This window comes from Nonomuraea sp. NPDC049625 (genome assembly GCF_040675285.1).
In the GTDB taxonomy this organism is placed as follows: domain Bacteria; phylum Actinomycetota; class Actinomycetes; order Streptosporangiales; family Streptosporangiaceae; genus Nonomuraea; species Nonomuraea angiospora_A.
Genome location: NZ_JBFAOQ010000006.1, coordinates 386,064 through 406,526, shown reverse-complemented (window position 1 = coordinate 406,526; position 20,463 = coordinate 386,064). Strand labels below are relative to the sequence as shown.

22 protein-coding genes are annotated in these 20,463 nt (G+C 71.0%); 17 read left to right on the top strand and 5 right to left on the bottom strand.

All coding sequences use genetic code 11. The features are described from left to right. Positions 1-378: 378 nt before the first annotated feature. The 7 genes from AB0J87_RS27835 (at position 379) to AB0J87_RS27805 (ending at position 5,982) form a co-directional block, all read left to right on the top strand. On the top strand, positions 379-915 hold the full coding sequence (locus tag AB0J87_RS27835) for a hypothetical protein (RefSeq protein WP_363969736.1): 537 nt from the start codon (positions 379-381) through the stop codon (positions 913-915). 153 nt (positions 916-1,068) lie between these two features. Further along, entirely contained in the window at positions 1,069-2,427 is a 1,359-nt protein-coding gene (pafA, locus tag AB0J87_RS27830; RefSeq protein ID WP_185076838.1) for a Pup--protein ligase, read from the top strand. Between the two features lie 74 nt (positions 2,428-2,501). Further along, a complete protein-coding gene (locus tag AB0J87_RS27825; RefSeq protein WP_363969734.1) occupies positions 2,502-3,443 on the top strand; it encodes an FKBP-type peptidyl-prolyl cis-trans isomerase in 942 nt (313 codons plus the stop codon). 100 nt (positions 3,444-3,543) lie between these two features. Beyond that, entirely contained in the window at positions 3,544-4,443 is a 900-nt protein-coding gene (locus AB0J87_RS27820; RefSeq protein ID WP_363969732.1) for an FKBP-type peptidyl-prolyl cis-trans isomerase, read from the top strand. A 15-nt stretch (positions 4,444-4,458) separates the two neighbouring features. Then, positions 4,459-4,815, top strand: coding sequence for a hypothetical protein (locus AB0J87_RS27815; RefSeq protein ID WP_363969730.1), 357 nt, complete (start codon positions 4,459-4,461; stop codon positions 4,813-4,815). A gap of 9 nt (positions 4,816-4,824) precedes the next feature. After that, positions 4,825-5,469 (top strand): helix-turn-helix domain-containing protein, encoded by a 645-nt coding sequence (locus AB0J87_RS27810; RefSeq protein WP_363969728.1) that lies wholly within the window; start codon positions 4,825-4,827, stop codon positions 5,467-5,469. A 33-nt stretch (positions 5,470-5,502) separates the two neighbouring features. After that, on the top strand, positions 5,503-5,982 hold the full coding sequence (locus tag AB0J87_RS27805) for a DUF3291 domain-containing protein (RefSeq protein ID WP_363969726.1): 480 nt from the start codon (positions 5,503-5,505) through the stop codon (positions 5,980-5,982). Here AB0J87_RS27805 and AB0J87_RS27800 read toward each other — a convergent pair. Then, entirely contained in the window at positions 5,928-6,995 is a 1,068-nt protein-coding gene (locus AB0J87_RS27800) for a DUF3866 family protein (RefSeq protein ID WP_363969724.1), read from the bottom strand. The genes AB0J87_RS27805 and AB0J87_RS27800 overlap by 55 nt on opposite strands. A gap of 38 nt (positions 6,996-7,033) precedes the next feature. Here AB0J87_RS27800 and AB0J87_RS27795 point away from each other — a divergent pair, with 38 nt between their 5' ends. The 7 genes from AB0J87_RS27795 to AB0J87_RS27765 all read left to right on the top strand — a co-directional run bounded on the left by AB0J87_RS27795 (position 7,034) and on the right by AB0J87_RS27765 (position 14,212). Continuing rightward, entirely contained in the window at positions 7,034-8,008 is a 975-nt protein-coding gene (locus AB0J87_RS27795; RefSeq protein ID WP_363969722.1) for a WYL domain-containing protein, read from the top strand. A 13-nt stretch (positions 8,009-8,021) separates the two neighbouring features. Beyond that, a complete protein-coding gene (locus AB0J87_RS27790) occupies positions 8,022-8,999 on the top strand; it encodes a WYL domain-containing protein (protein WP_363969720.1) in 978 nt (325 codons plus the stop codon). Beyond that, positions 8,996-9,196 (top strand): hypothetical protein, encoded by a 201-nt coding sequence (locus AB0J87_RS27785; RefSeq protein WP_350735430.1) that lies wholly within the window; start codon positions 8,996-8,998, stop codon positions 9,194-9,196. Before AB0J87_RS27790 ends, AB0J87_RS27785 begins: the two co-directional genes overlap by 4 nt. A gap of 29 nt (positions 9,197-9,225) precedes the next feature. Next, positions 9,226-9,564: a Sec-independent protein translocase subunit TatA gene (gene tatA, locus AB0J87_RS27780; protein WP_350735433.1), complete on the top strand. Its 339-nt coding sequence runs from the start codon at positions 9,226-9,228 to the stop codon at positions 9,562-9,564. 31 nt (positions 9,565-9,595) lie between these two features. Further along, complete coding sequence (tatC, locus tag AB0J87_RS27775; RefSeq protein ID WP_363969717.1) at positions 9,596-10,486, top strand: twin-arginine translocase subunit TatC; 891 nt, start codon at positions 9,596-9,598, stop codon at positions 10,484-10,486. Between the two features lie 16 nt (positions 10,487-10,502). After that, complete coding sequence (locus tag AB0J87_RS27770; RefSeq protein ID WP_363969715.1) at positions 10,503-11,390, top strand: YegS/Rv2252/BmrU family lipid kinase; 888 nt, start codon at positions 10,503-10,505, stop codon at positions 11,388-11,390. 98 nt (positions 11,391-11,488) lie between these two features. Then, entirely contained in the window at positions 11,489-14,212 is a 2,724-nt protein-coding gene (locus AB0J87_RS27765) for a DEAD/DEAH box helicase (RefSeq protein ID WP_363969713.1), read from the top strand. A gap of 57 nt (positions 14,213-14,269) precedes the next feature. Here AB0J87_RS27765 and AB0J87_RS27760 read toward each other — a convergent pair whose 3' ends face one another. Next, complete coding sequence (locus tag AB0J87_RS27760) at positions 14,270-14,455, bottom strand: hypothetical protein (RefSeq protein WP_363969711.1); 186 nt, start codon at positions 14,453-14,455, stop codon at positions 14,270-14,272. A gap of 519 nt (positions 14,456-14,974) precedes the next feature. Between AB0J87_RS27760 and AB0J87_RS27755 the strand changes: the two genes are divergently transcribed. The 3 genes from AB0J87_RS27755 (at position 14,975) to AB0J87_RS27745 (ending at position 17,793) form a co-directional block, all read left to right on the top strand. Then, a complete protein-coding gene (locus tag AB0J87_RS27755) occupies positions 14,975-16,645 on the top strand; it encodes an ABC transporter ATP-binding protein (RefSeq protein WP_363969709.1) in 1,671 nt (556 codons plus the stop codon). 218 nt (positions 16,646-16,863) lie between these two features. Continuing rightward, a complete protein-coding gene (locus AB0J87_RS27750; RefSeq protein ID WP_363969707.1) occupies positions 16,864-17,433 on the top strand; it encodes a TetR/AcrR family transcriptional regulator in 570 nt (189 codons plus the stop codon). 189 nt (positions 17,434-17,622) lie between these two features. After that, positions 17,623-17,793 (top strand): hypothetical protein, encoded by a 171-nt coding sequence (locus AB0J87_RS27745; protein WP_350731913.1) that lies wholly within the window; start codon positions 17,623-17,625, stop codon positions 17,791-17,793. A gap of 60 nt (positions 17,794-17,853) precedes the next feature. Here AB0J87_RS27745 and AB0J87_RS27740 read toward each other — a convergent pair whose 3' ends face one another. The 3 genes from AB0J87_RS27740 to AB0J87_RS27730 form a co-directional block, all read right to left on the bottom strand. After that, positions 17,854-19,272 carry an RNB domain-containing ribonuclease gene (locus tag AB0J87_RS27740; protein ID WP_363969705.1) on the bottom strand — a complete coding sequence of 473 codons (1,419 nt, stop codon included), beginning with the start codon at positions 19,270-19,272 and terminating at the stop codon, positions 17,854-17,856. 27 nt (positions 19,273-19,299) lie between these two features. After that, positions 19,300-19,623 (bottom strand): STAS domain-containing protein, encoded by a 324-nt coding sequence (locus AB0J87_RS27735; RefSeq protein WP_363969703.1) that lies wholly within the window; start codon positions 19,621-19,623, stop codon positions 19,300-19,302. Between the two features lie 215 nt (positions 19,624-19,838). Next, positions 19,839-20,423 carry a TetR family transcriptional regulator gene (locus AB0J87_RS27730; protein ID WP_363969701.1) on the bottom strand — a complete coding sequence of 195 codons (585 nt, stop codon included), beginning with the start codon at positions 20,421-20,423 and terminating at the stop codon, positions 19,839-19,841. Positions 20,424-20,463 lie beyond the last annotated feature (40 nt).

Below are 20,463 nucleotides of genomic sequence, written 5' to 3'. Positions count from 1 at the left end.
CCGAAGGAGTGCGGGCGGTCGCGCGACACGGCAGCGGGCGTGTGAACGTGAGGGGAAGGCGGCGGGGCGCGGTCAGATGGCCCTGCGGTGGCCATGGTGTGAGCCCATTTGTGGCGGGGCGAGGGTGGTGAGGGTGTGGGCCGGTGTATGGGCAGCGGTCCGTTGGGTGCGGTGTGCGGGGGGAGCTGTGAGTGGTGAGGGTGGTTGAGGTGGTGAAGGGGTCGTTGAGGTGATGAAGGGGCCCCTGAGGGGGTGGAGGGGTCTTTGAGGTGGTGTGGAGTGGTGGGGAAGACGGCGTGGGGGAGTGTGACTTGTATCACTGGGGTTGAGGCGAACTTCGGGGGGTGGTATCGGGTCTCAGAATCCGTGAACACTTCCATGCGTGGCCTCCTGGCGGCCGGTGCCGCTGTGGTCGTGGCGCTGAGCTCCGGCGTGGCCGCTCACGCCGCCTCCGCGGCGGCCGGCGCGTCCTCCGGGTACGCCGCCGCGTTCCCCAACTTCAAGGCGCCCAAGCCTTTCGGCACGACCCTCCAGTCCGACCCGAAGCACGACTTCACCAAGGGCATCCACTCCCGTCATGACGGCATCCTGCGCGGCCGGATCACCCTGATCCGTGGTGACGTGGCCGAGTACCAGCCGATCAAGTGGAAGAAGGGCACCGAGACCGAGGGCTACTTCGTGGGCCCGCCCGAGGGCGATGTCATGGCGTACGCCTCGCCCGTCGCCAAGGACGTGGTCTATCTGTCGGCGTTCGGCTGCGGGGAGTCGGAGGGCGGCATGACGATCAACCGGGACACCGGGCTGGGCAGTAAGCGCTGCGCCAGGTCGGTGCTGATGAAGCGGGAGGGGAAACCCGCGCTCATCACCGTCTACAAGGGGAAGATCGTCCAGGTTCAGGAGATCTGGACGCCCTGACACGAGGGCCCTGGAAAACGCGGGAAAAAGGACCCGCGCCCCGTGGGGGCGGGCGCGGGACAAAGGGGATTAAAGAGGGGTCACAGAGGGCCGGGTGGGAAAACACCTGGAAGATCTCTCCCGCTCGCGGATCCATGGGCATAGTGTGAGGTGATGGATCGTCGCATCTTCGGGCTGGAGAACGAGTACGGTGTGACCTGCACGTTCAGGGGACAGCGCAGGCTGTCGCCCGACGAGGTCGCGCGCTACCTGTTCCGGCGGGTCGTGTCCTGGGGCCGATCGAGCAACGTCTTCCTTCGCAACGGCGCGCGTCTCTACCTCGACGTGGGCAGCCATCCTGAATACGCAACACCTGAGTGTGACAACGTCATCGAGCTCGTCACGCACGACAAGGCGGGTGAGCGCATCCTCGAGGGCCTGCTGGTCGACGCCGAGAAACGGCTTCGCGAAGAGGGCATCGCGGGTGACATCTATCTGTTCAAGAACAACACGGACTCGGCCGGCAACTCCTACGGCTGCCACGAGAACTACCTGGTCGGCAGGCACGGGGAGTTCGGGCGGCTGGCGGACGTGCTGATCCCGTTCCTGGTGACGCGGCAGATCATCTGCGGGGCCGGCAAGGTCCTGCAGACGCCACGCGGCGCCGTCTATTGCGTCTCGCAGCGGGCCGAGCACATCTGGGAGGGCGTCTCCAGCGCCACGACCCGGTCCCGGCCCATCATCAACACCCGGGACGAGCCGCACGCCGACGCCGAGCGGTTCCGCCGCCTGCACGTCATCGTCGGCGACTCCAACATGAGCGAGACCACGATGCTGCTCAAGGTCGGCGCCACCGACCTGGTGCTGCGCATGATCGAGTCGGGCACGGTGATGCGAGACCTGTCGCTGGAGAACCCGATCAGGGCCATCCGCGAGGTCTCCCACGACATGACCGGCCGCCGCAGGGTGCGCCTGGCCAACGGCCGGGAGGCCTCCAGCCTGGAGATCCAGCAGGAATACCTGTCCAAGGCGAAGGACTTCGTCGACCGCCGCGGCGGCGACGCCATCGCCCACCGGGTGCTGGAGCTGTGGGAGCGCACGCTGAACGCGGTCGACACCGGCAACCTCGACCTGGTCTCCCGGGAGATCGACTGGGTGACGAAATACCAGCTCATCGAGCGTTACCGGAAGAAGTACGACCTGCCGCTGTCCTCGCCCAGGGTGGCCCAGCTCGACCTGGCCTACCACGACGTGCACCGCAAGCGTGGCCTGTTCTACCTGCTGCAGAAGCGTGGCTCGGTGGAGCGGGTGGCGTCCGACCTGAAGATCTTCGAGGCCAAGTCGGTGCCGCCGCAGACGACCAGGGCGCGGCTGCGCGGCGAGTTCATCCGCAAGGCGCAGGAGAAGCGGCGCGACTTCACCGTCGACTGGGTGCATCTCAAGCTCAACGACCAGGCGCAGCGCACGGTGCTGTGCAAGGACCCGTTCCGGAGCGTGGACGAGAGGGTGGACAAGCTCATAGCCGGGATGTAGCGCGTGGTTTACCTCGGGCCTACCAGGATGTCGGGTAGGGTGACGCGAATCTGCCGTCTTCCCGAGGGAAACCCATGCGCCGCGCTATGGCCGTACTGGCCGCCGTGCCACTGATCCTGTTCGCCGCCGCCTGCGGATCCGACGACGGTGCGAGCACCGGCGCCACCGCCACCGGCGCTGGCGCCGGGGCGGGGGTCAAGGTCACCGGTGACGTGGGCGGCAAGCCCACGGTGACCTTCCCCGCCGGCACGCCCGCCAGCAAGTCGTCGTACGAGGTGATCCAGCCGGGCACCGGCGACGGGATCAAGGCCGGCGACCGCGTGATCGTCAACCTGACCGTCTACAACTGGGACGGCAAGGGCAACGCGGTCCAGGGCTCCTCCTACGACACCAAGAAGCCCGAGACGATCGCGGTCGACCAGCAGATCCCGCAGGTGCTGCAGGAGGGCTTCACCAAGGTCAAGCACGGCGGGCGGCTGCTGGCCGTGCTCGCCAACGACAGCATGGCCCAGCAGCAGGCCACGCAGCCGGCCGAGCCGACCAAGGTGTTCGTGTTCGACATCGTCGGCACCCAGCCGCCGCCGCTGAAGGCCGCCACCGGCAAGGAGACCGGCGAGAGCCTCAAGGGTGTCAAGGTCGTCAGCCCGGGCGGCGACAAGGCGCCGACGCTGACCACGAAGACCGACGAGAAGCCGTCGGACAAGCTCGTCGTCAAGACGCTCATCGAGGGCACCGGGCCGAAGGTGGAGGCGAGCCAGACGCTCACCGTCCACTACACGGGCAAGCTGTGGGGCAGCGACAAGCAGTTCGACTCCAGCTGGGAGCGGGGCCAGCCGGCCGAGTTCCCGCTGTCGGGGGTCATCAAGGGCTGGCAGCAGGGCCTGGCCGGGGTGCCGGTCGGCAGCCGGGTCGTGATGAGCATCCCGCCGGACCTCGGCTACGGGGACCAGGCGCAGCAGGGCATCCCCGCCAAGAGCACCCTCGTGTTCGTGGTGGACATCCTCGGCGCCTCCTGAGCCGACCTCCCGTCCGGCCCGCGGGAGGGCCGGACGAGGGCCGGACGAGGGCCGGACACGGTAGCATCGCCACGCCCAGCCCCGCCGCGTGGGAGGACCGATGCCGCACCGCCGTACCGCCGTGTTGCTGCCGGTCCTCGTCCTGCTGGCCGGCTGCTCGGGCGGTGCCGCGCGCGATCTCGGCATGACGGTGGACGGCCCGTTCGGGGCCAGGCCGACGATCACTTTCGCGGGCGGCGGACCGGCCGCCGGGCTCCGGGTGGAGGAGCTGGCGACCGGCGGCGGCGCCCGGCTCGGCGCGGACGACACGGCGATCGTCCAGTACACCGCGCACGTCTGGGACGGCGGGGACAACCGCCTGGTCGACTCCACCTTCGACCGCGGCGCCCCGGCCGCGTTCCCGCTGGGGGAGCTGCCGCCGGGGCTGGACGGGGCGCTGCGGGGCCGCAGGGTCGGCAGCAGGGTCCTGGCCGCGCTCCCGCCCGATCAACGCCGTGGCGCGCGCCTGCCGCCCGGCGTCGGGCCCGATGACGAGCTGGTCTACGTGGTCGACATCCTCGGCGCCCACCCCAAGGGCGCCTCGGTCGAGGCGGGCGGCGGCTCGCTGGCGGGCGTGCGCGTCACCGCCGGCGCCCCGCCCGGGCTGGAGGTGCCCGCCACCGCCCCGCCGGCCGCGTTCGAGGTCAAGGTGCTGGCCAGGGGCGAGGGGCGCGGCACGCGGGCGGGGCAGCTCGTGGTCGCCCAGTACGAGGGCGCGATCTGGAGCCGCCGCCGCGTCTTCGAGGCCACCTGGACGAGCGGCCGGCCGAAGGCGTTCAGGATCGGCGACGGCGGCGTGCCCAAGGGGTGGGAGGCGGCCCTGGTCGGGGTGCCCGCCGGCAGCCGGGTCCTGATGGTCGTCCCGCCCTCGTACGGGTACGGCCCCGCCGGCGACCCCGCCCACGGCATCACGGGCACCGACACGCTCGTCTACGTCGTGGACGTCATCGCCGCCTATTGAGGCAGGATGAACCTCATGATCCGCACTTTCCTGGTCATCGCATCCGCCTTAGCCGTCCTCCTCGGCGGAGCCACGGCCGCGTCCGCCGCCGATGACCCGCCCTTCTGCAAGGGCGTCAAGAAGCCCTGCGTCGTCGGCGGCGATGCCGGCACGACGTGGGTGAACACCTCCGCCGCCAACAAGGCCCAGGCCAAGGTCGTGGCCGCCCGCGTGCTGAAGAACGCCACGGCCGCCTACCGCCGTTACCACGCGCCCGAGTGGGTCGACATCTGGGTGATCAAGAAGGGGGCGTGCTGGCGCAGGTACGGCAACGTCCCGTCCGACGCCAGCCGCGCGTGCACGTACAAGCACGTGAAGCGGAAGCTTTCATAGACTCCCGTTGTGAGTAGCGACGACCTCGACGCGCTGGCCCTCCTGCACGACCCCGTACGCCGCAGCCTGTACGCGGCCGTCGCGGGCCGCGGCGGCGACGTGGGCAGGGGGGAGGCGGCCGAGGCCGCGGGCGTCTCCAGGACCCTCGCCGGCCACCACCTCGACAAGCTCGTCGAGGCGGGGCTGCTCGAGAGCGGTTTCCGGCAGCAGGAGAAGAAGGGGCCGGGCAGCGGCCGGCCCGCCAAGGTCTACCGCCGGGCCAGGGGCGAGCGGTCGGTGAGCCTGCCGCCGCGCGACTACGGCGCGCTCGCCTCCGTCCTGGCCGAGGTCGTCGACGCGCTCGGCGCCGAGGAGCGGGCCGAGCGGGCGGCGCGGGAGGCCGGCGCCCGGCTGGCCAAGAGGCACGCCGGTGAGCCCGTCGAGCAGGTGCTCAGGGAGCGCGGCTACGAGCCGTACGAGGAGGGCGGCGCGCTGCGGCTGCGCAACTGCCCCTTCCACGTGCTGGCCGAGGAGCAGCCGCTGCTGGTGTGCTCCATGAACCTGGCCCTGTGCCAGGGGCTGCTCGAAGGGCTCGGCGACGAGCCGGGCCGGGCCAGGCTCGACCCGCGGCCGGGGGACTGCTGCGTCTCCCTCTCTAAAACAAATGAGGATTGACATAGAAGGCGGACGGGTGGTGTGCTGAGCGTCATGCATCTCGCTGAGCTGAACATCGCCCATCTGCGCGCGCCCATCGACAGTCAGGAGCTCGCCGAGTTCGTCGCCCTCCTCGAGCCCGTCAACACCATCGCCGACGAGGCCCCCGGGTTCGTGTGGCGGCTGAAGGAGAGCGAGAGCGACCCCACCGCCACCGTCATCCACGACTACGGCGACCACCTGCTGATGAACTTCTCGGTGTGGGAGTCGCTGGACAGCCTGTGGAACTACACCTACCGCAGCGCCCACCTGGGCGTGCTGCGCAGGCGCAGGGAGTGGTTCCTGCGCCTGGCGGAGCCGTACATGGTGATGTGGTGGATCCCCGAGGGTCATATCCCGACGCTGGCCGAGGGCATGGCTCGGCTGGAGCGCCTCAGGGCCGAGGGGCCGAGCCCCGAGGCGTTCACGTTCAAGGACTCCTACGACAGCAGCGAGGCCGCCAGCCTGCCCGCCGCCGCCGAGGCCAGGAAGTAGGGCAGGTCCTCCTCCAGGCCCCTGCCCATCGTCGACAGGCGCACCGGGGACTCCCGCAGCGCCTCGTGCAGGCCCTCCACCGGCACCGGCACCAGGCGGTGCCGGACGGCCAGCAGCTCGGACTGGTCCCTGACCCGCTCGCCGAACTCCCCGGGCAGCTCCGGCACCGGCACGTCGGCGGGCGTCAGGGCGACCCGGCCGTAGGCGGTCAGCGAGTGGTGCGAGACCCCGTAGTGGCGCTCGCGCAGGTCGCCCTCGCTGACCCGCAGCGCGGCCACCGGGCGGCCGCGCAGCACGCCTGCCGCGTTCACCGCCTCGCCCGCCGATACCCCGGAGAAGCCCCACCTGGTGCCCGTGCCCAGGTTGCCGGGGCCCTGCGCGACGATCGCCACGTCGGCCTCCAGCACGTGGCGGGCCGCCAGCAGCCCGGTGTGGACGGTGACCGCCTCCACGTCGCCGCCGAACGACTGCCCGACCGTGACCACGCCCGCCAGCCAGTCGATCTCCCGCAGCCGGGCCGCCGCCATCGAGAACCACACCGGCAGCGCGCCGCCGTCCTGCATCACGTACGCCACCCGCGTGCCGGGCCGGTCGGCGTACAGTCCGCACAGGATCGGCGCCAGCGCCGAGTGCAGGTCGGCCACCACCACCGGCATCCCGTCGAGGGAGTCGGCCTCGCGCAATCTGTCATGATGCGGGGAGTCCTGCTCGTCGGCGCCCAGCACCGTGGCCTGCAGCGGCGTGTAACGGGCCTTCACCAGGTGGCCCGGACCGGCAGGATCTTGCGGCAAACGGTTCGGGACGGCCACCACCATGGCGTAACCTCCCGTACCGAGACCCATCGCGAGTGCCGTCGTGTTGAGCAGCACCTCGTCGCCGGGTTCCGGGCGGCCGACCAACGGCGGATAGGCCAGCGCCCGGCACTCCCCTTCGGGGACGGCGACGTCCAGCTCCACCGCTCCCGGCCACTCGCGTCGGATCCGTACAACCTCGCCCTTGCGCCATCTGATCACGGGGGCAGGGTAGCGTCCATGGAGGAGGAGTGAGGCAGATGTCGCGCCGGAAGACCGAACGGTTGCTCAATCTCGTGATCTGCCTGCTCGCCACCCGGAGGCCACTGTCGGCCGAGCAGATCCGCCAGGCCGTCCCCGGCTACGACCGCGATGGCGACGAGGCGTTCCAGCGCATGTTCGAGCGTGACAAGAACGAGCTGCGCGAGATCGGCATCCCCATCGACGTGGTGCGCGACCCCTGGGAGGACGAGCCGGGCTACCGGATCGAGCGCGAGTCGTACGAGCTGCCGGAGATCACCCTGGAGCCCGACGAGGCCGCCGTGCTCGGCCTGGCCGCGCAGGTGTGGCAGCGGGCCAGCCTGGCCGAGGCCGCCTCGGGGGCGCTGCTGAAGCTGCGCGCCGGCGGCGTGGCCACCGACCGGCCCGTCGGCGCGTCCATGGGCGGGTCCATGGGCGGCGGCGCGCTGGAGCTGCGCGTGGACACCCGCGACCCGGCCTTCCCCGCGCTGTGGGACGCCGTACGCGACCGGCGCGTGGTGCGCTTCGACTACCGCGGCGCCGGCAGCGAGAGCGTGCGCGCCCGCACCGTCGAGCCGTGGGGCGTGGTCAGCCGCAACGGCCGCTGGTACGTGGCCGGGTTCGACCGCGACCGGCAGGCGCCGCGCGTCTTCCGGCTCAGCCGCGTCACCGGCCAGGTCACCGTCATGGGCAGGCCCGGCGCCGTCGAGGTGCCCGAAGGGGTCGATCTCCGGGGTATGGTCGGCTTTCCCGACGACTCGACGGACGAGCGGGTGGCCGTCGTCCGCGTACGCCAGGGGACGTGCGAAGGGCTGCGGCAGCTCGCGGCGGCCGTACGCACGGGGGAGCACGGGTGGGACGAGGCCGAGCTGCCCTTCACCGACCCCGAACGCCTGGCCGGCTGGATGGCCAGCCTCGGCGCCGACGTGGAGGTCGTCGGGCCGCCGGACGCCCGCGAGGCCGTCATCCGCCGACTGAAGGGGGCAATGGCATGACAGAGGAGCTGCGATGAGCGGGTCGGCCGACCGGCTGCCCAGGCTGCTGGCCCTGGTGCCGTACCTGATGTCCCACCCGGGGGCGCAGGTCGACGAGGTGGCCGCGGTGTTCGGGCTGAGCGAGAAGCAGCTCATCGACGACCTGCAGCTCGTGTGGATGTGCGGCCTGCCCGGCCACACCCCCGGCGACCTCATCGACGTCTCCTGGGACGGCGGCGAGATCATCATCGACAACGCCGAGACCATCGCCAGGCCGCTGCGGCTGGGCATCGACGAGGCCAGCGCGCTGCTGGTCGCGCTGCGCATGCTCGCCGCGACCCCCGAGCTCGCCCTGCCTGCCAACGAGGTGCCGGGCGACGCGCTGCCCCGCGTGACAGCCAAGCTGGAGCGGGCCGCCGGCGAGGGCGCCGCCACCCTCAGCAGCCAGCTCGCGGTCGACGTGGACGCCGCCCCCGACGCGCTGCCGCGCGTGCGCGAGGGGCTCACCAGGGGCCGCCGGCTGTCGCTGCGCTACTACGTTCCCGGGCGCGACGAGGTGACGCCGCGCGAGGTCGATCCCACGCGAGTCGTGGTCGTCGACGGCCGCACCTACCTGGAGGGCTGGTGCTACCGGGCCGAGGCGATGCGGCTGTTCAGGCTCGACCGGATGCTCGGCGTCGAGGTGCTCGACGTGCCCGCCGACCCGCCGGCCGAGGCCGAGCCCATCGACGTCACCCGGGGCGTCTTCCGGCCCTCGCCCACCGACGAGCTGGTCGAGCTGGAGCTCAGCGCCGCCGGGCGGTGGGTGGCCGAGTACTACCCGTGCGAGCAGGTCACCGAGCTGGGCGAGGGGCGGCTGCGGGTGGCGCTGCGGGCCCGCGACGAGGACTGGATCCTCAAGCTGGCGCTGCGCCTGGGCGACACCGGCCGGGTCGTCTCACCCCCTGAGATGGCCGAGACCGTGCGCCAGGAGGCCGAGCGGGCCCTGGCCCTGTACGCTCACCAGTCATGATGTGGATCTACGTGGCCGGCGGGCTGTGCGTGGCGGGGCTCGGCGTGGTCGGGGTCGCGGGTGCCCGCGTCGTCGTGGCGGCACGTACCCTGAAAAGGGAAATCGCCGAGGCGACGGCCCAGCTGGAGCCGCGGCGGGCCAGATTGGCGGGCCAGGGGGGTGAGACCACGCCCCAGGCAGCGTACGATCGTGGCTGAAACAGGCACTCGCTAGAAAAGGGCGTTTCATGTCGCAACTCGGAGTCCCCGAACTTCTGATCATCGCGCTGGTGCTCGTCCTGCTTTTCGGTGCGAAGAAGCTGCCCGAGATGGCCCGCGGCGTCGGCCGTTCTCTGCGCATCTTCAAGTCCGAGACGGCCAAGCTCCGTGAGGACGACGACGACAACCACACCGTCCAGGCCCAGGCGCAGGCCCCGGCTCAGCCGCAGCCCCCGGCGGCGCAGCCCCCGCAGATCCAGGCCACGCCCGCCCCCGCGCTCTCCGCGGAGGAGCAGGCCAGGCAGCTCGAGGAGCAGGCCGCCCGGCTGCGCGCCAGCGCCGCCGCCCAGGCCGACAAGCGCGTCTGACCCCATCCCTCCTCCTCACCTGGACTGCTAGATGGCGCTGCTCAAACGGTCGAGCCAGCCGGCACCCGACCACGACCCCGAGGGCCGCATGCCCCTCATGGAGCACCTGCGCGAGCTGCGTAACAGGTTGCTCATCGCGGCCGCCGCCGTCGTCGTGGGCATCATCATCGGCTGGATCGTCTTCGATCCGGTCTGGGCGTTCATCAAGGAGCCCTTCTGCGAGACGCCGCAGGCCCAGCAGTTGCGTGTCGGCGAGTGCACGCTGACCTACGGCGGCATCTTCCAGTCGTTCTTCCTGACGTTGAAGGTCTCGGCGATGGTGGGCGTCGTCGTGTCCTCGCCCGTCTGGCTCTACCAGGTCTGGGCCTTCGTCACCCCGGCCCTCTACCGCAACGAGAAGCGCTACTCGATCGCCTTCCTCGGGCTGGCGATCCCGCTGTTCCTGATCGGCGCCTTCCTGGCGTACGTGATCATGGACACCAGCCTGGCCATCCTGCTCGGGTTCGCGCCGAGCGACACCGTGGCCATCATCCAGATCGACGAGTACGTCAGCTACGTGCTGATCATGCTCGTGATCTTCGGCATCTCGTTCGAGCTGCCGCTCCTGCTCGTGTTCCTCAACATCATCGGTGTGCTGCCGCACGCCACGGTGAAGAAGTACCGCCGCTGGGTGATCTTCTCCATGTTCGTCTTCGGTGCGGTCATCACCCCCGGCGGCGACCCGCTGACGATGATGGCGCTGGCCATGCCGATGATCGTGCTCTACTTCCTGGCCGAGTTCTTCATGTTCATGCGTGAGAGGCGCAGGCCCGCCACCGAGGACTTCTCCCACCTGTCCGACGACGAGGCCTCCCCGCTGGTGGAGGACTCCACTCCGGTCGACGACGATCGCCCCGGGGAGGATTCCGGTTCCACGCGATAGGCGATAAGTTCCGGGCGTGTCCCCTCAAATCGCCCTGCTCGTCAACCCCGCCGCACGCGGCGGCCGTACGCTGCGCCTGATCGAACCCGTGGCGCGCCGGCTGCGCGCCGGCGGGGCAGAGCTGTCGGTGATCGTCGGCGCCGACGCCGCCGACGCCCTCGCACGTGCCTGCACCGCCGTGGCCGAGCGCCCCGACGCGCTCGTGGCCTTCGGCGGCGACGGGCTGGTCCACCTGGCCGTGCAGGCCGTGGCCGGCACCGACGTGCCGCTCGGCATCATCCCCGCGGGCACCGGCAACGACATCGCTGCCGCGCTCGGGGTGCCCTGCGCCGATCCCATGGCCGCGGCCCGCGTCGTGGTGCGCATGAAGTCGCGCCTGGTGGACGTCGCCCGGATCCGGGCCGGGCAGGCCGACGAGCTGTTCGCGGGGGTGATGTGCTGCGGGTTCGACTCGCGGGTCAACGAGCGGGCCAACCGGAAGACGTGGCCGCCGGGGATGGCGCGCTATCTGGTGGCGACGGTGGAGGAGTTGCGCTCGTTCCGGCCGATCCCGTTCCGGATGACCCTCGACGACGGTGAGGTCGTCGAACGCGAGGCCATGCTGGTGGCGGTGGCCAACACGTCCTCGTACGGGGCGGGGATGCGGGTGTGCCCCGACGCCCGGCCCGACGACGGGCTGCTGGACGTGATGATGCTGGACGCGGTGTCCAAGACCGAGTTCCTGCGGGTCTTCCCGAGCGTCTACCGGGGGACGCATGTGGGGCATCCGGCGGTGTCGGTGCGGCGGGTGCGGAGCGTGCGGCTGGAGGCTGCGGACGTCATCGCCTATGCCGACGGCGAACGCGTGGGCCCGGCGCCGGTCCACTGCGAGGTGCGCCCGGGGGCGTTACGGGTCATCGTTTGAAATCTACAATGTAAAGGCGCCCGGCTCGGACGCCGGCTGAGGATCGGCCGGACCACTGGGGGACCGACCGGAAAGGCGATTTCGGTAGGCTGACGGGTATGACAACGCCAGCGGAACGCTATGCGGCATTCCGTCACAAGTATGGGGACGACGGGGCCGCGGTGAGATCGTTCCGAGGTCTCTACGACTTCGAGCTGGACGACTTCCAGCTAGACGCCTGCCGCGCCCTGGAGGCCGGCGACGGCGTGCTGGTGGCGGCGCCCACGGGGTCGGGCAAGACGGTGGTCGGCGAGTTCGCCGTCCACCTGGCCTTGGAGCAGGGCCAGAAATGCTTCTACACCACCCCCATCAAGGCGCTGTCCAACCAGAAGTACAACGACCTGGTCAAGCGCTACGGCACCGCCAAGGTCGGCCTGCTGACCGGCGACAACAGCGTCAACGGCGAGGCCCCCATCGTCGTCATGACCACCGAGGTGCTGCGCAACATGCTCTACGCGGGGTCGGCGACCCTGGCGGGGCTCGGGTTCGTGGTCATGGACGAGGTCCACTACCTCGCCGACCGCTTCCGCGGCGCCGTGTGGGAAGAGGTGATCATCCACCTGCAGGAGTCGGTGCGGCTGGTGGCGCTGTCGGCGACGGTGAGCAACGCCGAGGAGTTCGGCGAGTGGCTGGGCGAGGTGCGCGGCGACACCACGGTGATCGTGGACGAGCACCGTCCGGTGCCGTTGTGGCAGCACATGATGGTCGGCAACCGCCTCTACGACATGTTCGTGAACGACGACCTGACCCCGCGCGTCAACCCCACGCTGATGCGGGTGACGCGCGACGCCGAGCGGCTGACGGCGGGGCGGGGCAGGCGCGGCTACGGCCGGCCGCAGCGTTCGCGCCCGCCGGACCGGGTGCAGGTGATCGAGAAGCTCGACGCCGAGGGGCTGCTGCCGGCGATCACGTTCATCTTCTCCCGTGCCGGGTGCGACGCCGCCGTTCAGAAGTGCCTGTACGCCGGGATCCGGCTCACGACCGACCGCGAGCGGCACGAGATCAGGCAGCTCGTGGACGAGCGCACCGCGCATCTGCCGGACGAGGACCTGGCCGTCCTGGGCTACCTGGAGTGGCGTGACTGCCTGGAGCGCGGGCTGGCCTCGCACCACGCGGGCATGCTGCCGGCGTTCAAGGAGGTCGTGGAGGAGCTGTTCACGCGCGGGCTGGTCAAGGCCGTGTTCGCGACGGAGACGCTCGCGCTGGGCATCAACATGCCGGCGCGCAGCGTGGTGATCGAGAAGCTCGACAAGTGGAACGGTGAGACCCACGCCGACCTCACGCCCGGCGAGTACACGCAGCTGACCGGGCGGGCGGGGCGGCGCGGCATCGACGTCGAGGGCCATGCGGTGGTGCTGTGGCAGCAGGGCATGGATCCGCTGTCGGTGGCGGGGCTGGCCGGCACGCGTACGTATCCGCTGCGGTCGAGCTTCCAGCCGTCGTACAACATGGCGGTCAACCTCGTCGGGCAGTTCGGCCGGGAGCGGGCCAGGACGCTGCTGGAGGAGTCGTTCGCGCAGTTCCAGGCCGACCGGGCGGTGGTCGGGCTGGCCAAGCAGCTGCGCAAGCACGAGGAGGCGCTGGAGGGCTACCAGGAGGCCATGACGTGCCACCTGGGAGACTTCCCCGAATACGCGGCGCTACGCCGCAGGCTCTCCGATCGTGAGGCCGAGCTGGCCAGGCAGCGCGGCGCCGCGCGCCGGGCGGCGGCCGTGCGGTCGCTGGAGGCGTTGCAGCCGGGTGACGTCATCCGGGTGCCGGGCGGGCGCCGGGCGGGGCTGGCGATCGTGCTCGACCCGGGCCGCAACCCGCGCGGTCAGGGGCCGAGCCCGCTGGTGCTGACGATCGGCAAGCAGATCAAGAAGCTCGATCCGGCGGACTTCCCCGTCCCGGTCGAGCCGCTGGAGAAGCTGCGCATCCCGAAGAACTTCAACGGCCGCTCGCCCAAGGAGCGCGCCAACCTCGTCTCCACGCTGCTGGCCAAGCTCGGCGACCGCGACCTGGGCAAGCCGGCCAGGGCGCGTGACCACACGGTGGAGGACGACGAGGTCAACGAGCTGCGCCGGCTCATCCGCCAGCACCCGTGCCACGGCTGTGACGAGCGTGAGGACCATGCCCGCTGGGCCGAGCGCTACTACAAGCTGCTGCGCGAGACCGAGGGGCTGCGCCGCCGGGTGGAGGGGCGCTCGCACGTCATCTCGCGGACGTTCGACCGCATCTGCTCGGTGCTGGAGCAGCTCGGCTACCTCGAAGGTGAGGCCGTCACCGACGAGGGCCGCCGGCTGGGCCGCATCTACACCGAGCTCGACCTGCTGACCGCCGAGTCGCTGCGCCAGGGGTTGTGGGAGGAGCTCGACCCGGCCGAGCTGGCGGCGTGCGTGTCGGCGCTGGTGTTCGAGTCGCGGGCCGCCGATGACGCGCGCCGCCCGAAGGTGCCCGCCGGGCGGACGCAGGAGGCGCTGACGTCGATGATCCGGCTGTGGGGGGAGCTGGAGGGCATCGAGTCCGACCATGGGCTGTCCACGATCAGGGAGCCGGATCTGGCGTTCGCGTGGGCGGCGTTCCGGTGGACGAAGGGGCACGCACTGGACGCCGTCCTGCGGGACGGGGTGAACGGCAACGAGCTGGCGGCCGGTGACTTCGTACGGTGGGTCAAGCAGCTGATGGACCTGCTCGGTCAGCTCGGGAACGCGGCCCCGCCCGGCAGCAAGATCAAGCAGACGGCGGGCAAGGCGGTCGACGCGATGCGGCGCGGCGTGGTGGCGTACTCCTCGCTCACCTGACCTTCTCGGAAAGGTCCTACCCGCCCTCTTCGGAGGGCGGGTCCGGGGGTGTGGCCGTCAGGAGTCCTTGCTGAGCGCGCCGATCGTCAGGAGCAGGCCCGCGACGCCCACCACGGCGCTCACGACGGTCAGGGCGGTGCCGTCGAGCACCAGGTGCAGCAGGCCGAAGTTCTTGCCGAAGAAGTGATCGGCGATGAGGCCGCCGAAGCCCTGGATCATGAGGATGACGCCGGTGAATGCCATGAGCCCATGATCCCCGGCGCAGACGTCCGATCCATCGGACCAAAGTATCGGGTGACCTACACCTTGGAACCAGTTCTGAGCGGCATCCTTTGGGATTACCGTTACCCGAATTAGCGGTTCTTTTTATTTACGGTCGATTTAACGGCGGCAGGCAACAGCCTTTGTCGGGCGGTTTCACTGGTCAAATTCCTTTTAAAAAGGCGATATCTCGTGCTTTGTCGCTTTTCGGGTGCTAACGTGCGATTTGTGCAAGTCAGCAAACGGGGGAGGAATCATGGCTGGCTCTCAGCTCACCAGGATCGACTTCCAGCAGGGTTGCTGCCGTCGCCGTAGGCGCTGGCGTTGCGGTTGGCGCGGTTGGCGCTGCCGCTCCCGGCGCTGGTGGTGGGGGTGGTAAATCGCTCCCGTGAGAGCCGGTGGCCTGGCCGCCGGCTCTCATTGACTGTCTCCGGCCGCGAACTCGCCCCGGCGATTTCCATTCGCCGTACTTTTCGCGAGTTCTGGCCGGACACCCGCGGGTTGCGCCGCCTATTCGCGGCCGGCGTCGTGTTCGCCGTCGTGGCCGCGCTCTGCGAGGTCGCCGCGATCCGCCTGTTCGGCCACATCACCGACGAGGTGCTGACCACCCGGCGGCTGAACGAGTTCTGGGTCCCGGCGTTCGCCTGGCTCGGGCTCGCCGCGATCGCCGGGGTGACGTCCTTCGCGGCGACGTACGCCACCGCGCTGGGCGCCGAACGGTTCCTGCTGGCTCTGCGCGACCGCGTCTACGCGCACCTGCAGACGCTCGCGCCGGACTTCTCGGAGCACCGGCGCCTCGGCGACCTGATGGCACGGCTGACCGACGACATCGAGGCCATCGAGGAGCTCGTGGGGTCCGGGCTGGTCAAGGCGCTCACCACGGCGGCGAGCGTGGTGTTCTTCGCCGGGGCGGCCTTCTTCATCCGCTGGGACCTCGCCCTCGTCACGATGGCGCTGATCCCGCTGTTCCTGGTGGTGTCCAAGGTGTTCGCGGGCAGGTTCAGAACGGCCGCGGCCCGGGAGCGCTACAGCAACGGCGCCATGAACAGCGTCCTGGAGGAGGGGCTGGCCAACCAGCCGCTCGTGCAGGCGTACAACCGGCAGGAGGCCGAGTCGGGCCGCCTGCACCGGGAGGGCGGCATGTGGCTGCGCGCCAACATGTCGCAGGCCTGGCTGTCCGGCCTGTACGGGCCCACCGTCCAGGTCATCGAGACCGTCTGCCTGATCGTCGTCCTGGGGTTCGGCGCGTGGGAGATCGCCGCGGGCCGGCTGACCCTGGGCGGCCTGCTGGCCTTCGCCGCGTACCTGGCACTGCTGTACCCGGCGGTCCAGGCGCTGGGAGAGCTGGCGCTGACGGTGTCGGAGGCGGCGGCCGGGTCCGACCGGGTCATCGAGATCCTCAAGGTCAGGCCCGCCGTCACCGACGCGCAGGACGCCGTGCCCGCCGGGCGGAGCCGGGGCCTGGTCGAGTTCGACCGGGTCGGCTTCACGTACCCGAGGCGCGGGCGGCAGGTGCTGCGGGACGTGACGTTCACCGCCTCGCCCGGCAAGGTCGTCGTCCTCACCGGGCCCAGCGGGGTGGGCAAGTCCACGCTGGCCAAGCTGATGCTGCGCTTCTACGACCCGGAAGCGGGCCGCATCCTGCTGGACGGGGTCGACATCCGGCGCCTGACGCGGCAGTCGCTGCGCGAGAACATCGCGATCGTGCACCAGGAGACGCTGCTGTTCTCGGCGTCCGTACGCGACAACATCGCCTACGGCCGCCCCGACGCCTCGCTGGAGGAGATCGTGCAGGCGGCGGAGGCGGCGGGGGTGCACGAGTTCGCCGAACTCCTGCCGCAGGGCTACGACACGCCGGTGGGGCAGCGGGGGCGGCTCCTGTCCGGCGGTCAGCGGCAGCGGATCGCCATCGCCAGGGCCGTCCTGCGGGACGCGCCGGTGCTGGTGCTCGACGAGCCCATGACGGGGCTGGACGAGGCCACGGCCGCGCAGGTCATGAAGCCGCTCCTGCGGCTCATGGCCGGGCGGACGACGCTCCTCATCACGCACGACCTGCGGTTCGTGCCGGAGGGAGCGCGCATCGTGGAGCTGTCGCCCGTGCACCGGGAGGAGCGCATCCGCCTCAAGCGCTTCGCCCGCGCCCACCCGCGCCCGCTGACCACCCCTCCCTGACCGACCGCCGCACCACACCCCCGGCCCGACACCCGCCTCTTTTCGGGGGCGGGTGTTCCGGTGTCCGGGGTCGGCGGCTGCCCGTCCTTCGAGCGGGGGTACGCACGGCGGCGGCGCGCCGGTCGGGGCGGGGAAAGCATGATCGGGATGGGTGCGGGGGCGAGGGGCCGTCGATAGAATCGGAGAGATCCCTCCGGTTGTTGAAGGCAGGTTCGTTCATGGGCGACGACCACAGCTCGGCCCGGCCGTTGCGGGCCGACGCCCGGCGGAACCGGGAGCGGGTGCTGCAGATCGCGCAGGAGGCCCTGGCCAGTGACGGCCTGACGATCTCCTTCGACGAGATCGCGCGGCGGGCCGGGTTCGGGGTGGGCACCGTCTACCGGCACTTCCCCACCAAGGAGGCGCTGTTCGAGGCGGTGCTGCTGGGGCGGATCGAGCGGTTCGTGGCCGACGCCCGCGCGCTGGCCACGGCGGAGGATCCCGGGAAGGCTTTCTTCGCCTGGTTCGCCAAGGTGGTCGAGCAGGCGTCGGGGAACCAGGCGCTCTGCGACATGCTCGACAGCGGGGCCGGGATGAGGGTCTCGCTGCAGGACGATCTCGGCAGGGCCGTCGCCCGATTACTGGTCCGGGCGCAGCGGGCCGGGGCCGCGCGCGGGGATCTGGCGGGGGAGGACGTGCTGGATCTGCTGCGCGGGTGCCTGGTGGCCGAGCGCCGGGCGCGGGCCAGAGGGGCCTCGGTACGGATGGCGGACGTGATCTGTGACGGGATGCGGGTGAAAGGGGCCTGAGCCTCATGGCGGGAGACTGACCGGCCGGTCAAAGCAGTGTCGTCATTCGTTCACGGAACGTCACCTTCGGGGCAGTTTTTCGGCCGATCGTGCTGGAAATCCCCATGTCAGAGACATCCTCGGACGCACTCGCCGAGGCCCCCTCGGCTGCGTGGCGTCCGGCCGGCCCCGTTCGGAGGTAGCCACCACATGTTCGCCCTTGTCGCCGCACTGCTGTTCGTGCTCGCCCTCGTCTTCGAGATCGCCGGCCTCGCGGTCGGCAGCGTAGTCACGGTCGCCACGCTCGGCACCGCCGGGCTGCTCTGCGTCGCGCTCCACCTCATGGGTGTGGGCGCGGGGTGGAGCCTGCTGAAGAAGTGACGCCCGAGGCGGGGCCGCGCGCGGAACATGCCGTGCGCGGCCCCGCGGGGCGCCCGAGGTTCACGTCGCCAGGGTGAAGCGGACCTCGCGGGTCGCCGGGTCCGCCTGCGTGAGGCGTACCGTGACCTGCTCGCCGAGGGGGAGCGGGCCGTCGCAGCGGGCGATCACGGCCGGGTCGGCGAGCTGCACCTGCCCGCCCCCGCGGCGCTCGTCCACGTCGATCACGACCGCGTCGAACGCCTGCCCGATCCGTTCCCGCAGCAGGAACGCCTCCACCAGGTCCACGCACGCCCGCTCCACCGCCCCGGCGCGCCGCCCGGTCGAGCCCATGACGGCGGGCAGGGCCGCCAGCCCCGCCCGGACGTCGAACGGCACCGGCACGCCCGCCGCGACCGCCAGGCACACCTCCGTCGCGTACCGGTCGACCAGGCGCCGCAGAGGAGCCGTGACGTGCGCGTACGGCGCCGCCACCGCCGCGTGCTCGGCCAGCGCGGGCGGCGCGCCGTCGAAGGCCACGTAGCCCGCGCCGCGCAGCAGCACCTTCGACTCGTGCAGGAACGCCGCCTGCTGCGGGTTCTTGGGGTCCAGGTCGTGCACCACGGCGCCGTAGGCGGCCCCGTCGGGCCAGGGGACGTCCAGCGCCTGGGCGACCCTGCGGACCTTCGCCAGGTCGTCGGCGTGCGGCCGGGGCAGTACGCGCAGGATGCCGATCTCGGCGTCGAGCATCATCGAGGCCGCGGCCATGCCGGTCAGCAGGGAGATCTGCGCGTTCCACGCCTCGGCGGGCAGTGGCAGCCGGAATTCCAGCCGGTAGGCGCCGTCGCCGTCGGAGACCACCTCCTGCTCGGGGGTGGGCAGGGTGACGCCGCCGCGCTCGCGTTCGAGGGCCAGCCGCAGGCGGCCGATCTCGGCCAGCAGCCCCAGGACGCCGTCGGCGGTGCCGGTGTCGACGGCCGCCTGCACGTAGGCGTAGTCGAGGCGCTCGCGGCTGCGGACGAGCGCGCGCTGCACGTCGGCGCCGACCATGCGGCCGTCGGCGTCGAGGTCGATGCGCCAGACCGCGGCCGGCCGCAGCGCGCCGGGCAGCAGGCTGGCCGCGTCCTCCGACAGGACCTTGGGGTGCAGCGGCACCTTGCCCGCGGGAAGGTAGACGGTCTCGCCCCTGGTGCGGGCCTCGGTGTCGATGAGGCCGCCCGGCCGGACGAACGCGCCGACGTCGGCGATCGCGTACCAGACGCGGTAGCCGGCGCGCAGCCGCTCCAGGTGCACGGCCTGGTCGAGGTCCATCGAGCCGGGCGGGTCGATGGTGACGAACGGTACGTCGGACAGGTCTTCGGCGTCGAGCCGCGGCACCCGCGCCACCCACGCGGCCTCGTCGAGCACGGCGCGGGGGAAGCCGTCCGGCAGGTCGAGCTCCCGCCTGACGCGTTCGAACCCGTCCTCCAGCTTCAGGGGTATCTGATCGGGAACCTGAATCACGCCTGACAACCTACAGGTGGCGGGTGTTCAGGTGAGGCGCGCCTCCAGGCCGGTGAGGCGCAGCAGCCGCCGGATGGCGGGCGGGACGCCCGTGAGGCGCAGCGGGGTCTGCTGGGCCCGGGCGTGGTTGTGGGCGCAGACGAGGATGCCGAGCCCGGCGGCGTCGATGAAGGTCAGCCGGCTCATCTCGATGACCAGCGCGACCTGCTCGTGCGGGGCGCGTCCGGCCTCCTGCAGCAGGCCGAGCAGGTGGGCGCGGAGTTGTTCGGTGGTGGCGATGTCGAGCTCGCCGGACACGCTGACGGTCAGGCTCCCGTTGCAGCGGGTGGTGGTCAGCTGTAGTGGCTCCATGAATCGGCTCCGCGCTCTGTCAGGGCCGGGAACCTCCTGCCGGTTGCGCGGGCCAGCCCTTGCGTTGGGCACTTGTTGCCATGAAGGCGTCACTGAGAGCGACAGTGTTGGCTCTGAGTGTACATGTCTGTTCAGGGCTGAACAGAGATGCTGGGGGATAGGACTAATCCTCCAGGACAACAATTCCGGTTACCAGATGTAAAAACATCACACCATCAGCGGACTTCCAGCCCGAGAAGGATGAGATCGCACAAAGCGGTGAAGTCATCCTCGATGCCCGGCCGGCTCCATTCGGCGGAGTGCGCCGGGTTGTGGAAGCGTACCGCCGCGTCGAAAACGGCGCGGGCCGTGGCGGCGGGGTCGGGGGCGGCGAACTCGCCCCGCTCGAGCCCGGCGTCCACGATCTGCCGGATCTGGCCGACCAGGTCGGCGACGTGCCCCTCGACGACCTGGCTGGACTCGGTCACCAGCGCCACGTACGTGGCGAACAGTTCGGGGTCGTCGAGCGCCCGCTTGCGCTTGGAGCGGAACAACGCGCCCAGCCATTCGCGTAGCCGCACGCCGGCCGGAGCGTCGGAGGCCAGCACGGTGGCCAGCTCGGCGTGCGACTGGTCGAGCCAGCGCTGGGTCACGGCCTCGCGCAGGGCCGTCTTGCTGGGGAAGTGCCGGTAGACGCTGCCGTGGCTGACGCCGAGCGCCCGCGCGACGTCGACGACCGTGGCCTTGGCCGGACCGTAGCGGCGCAGGACGTCCTGGGCCGCGGCGAGGATCTGGTCCGGTGTCAGGATGCCATCTGTCACCTTTCCAATTCTGTCAGCCGCCCGGCTATACACGACCCAC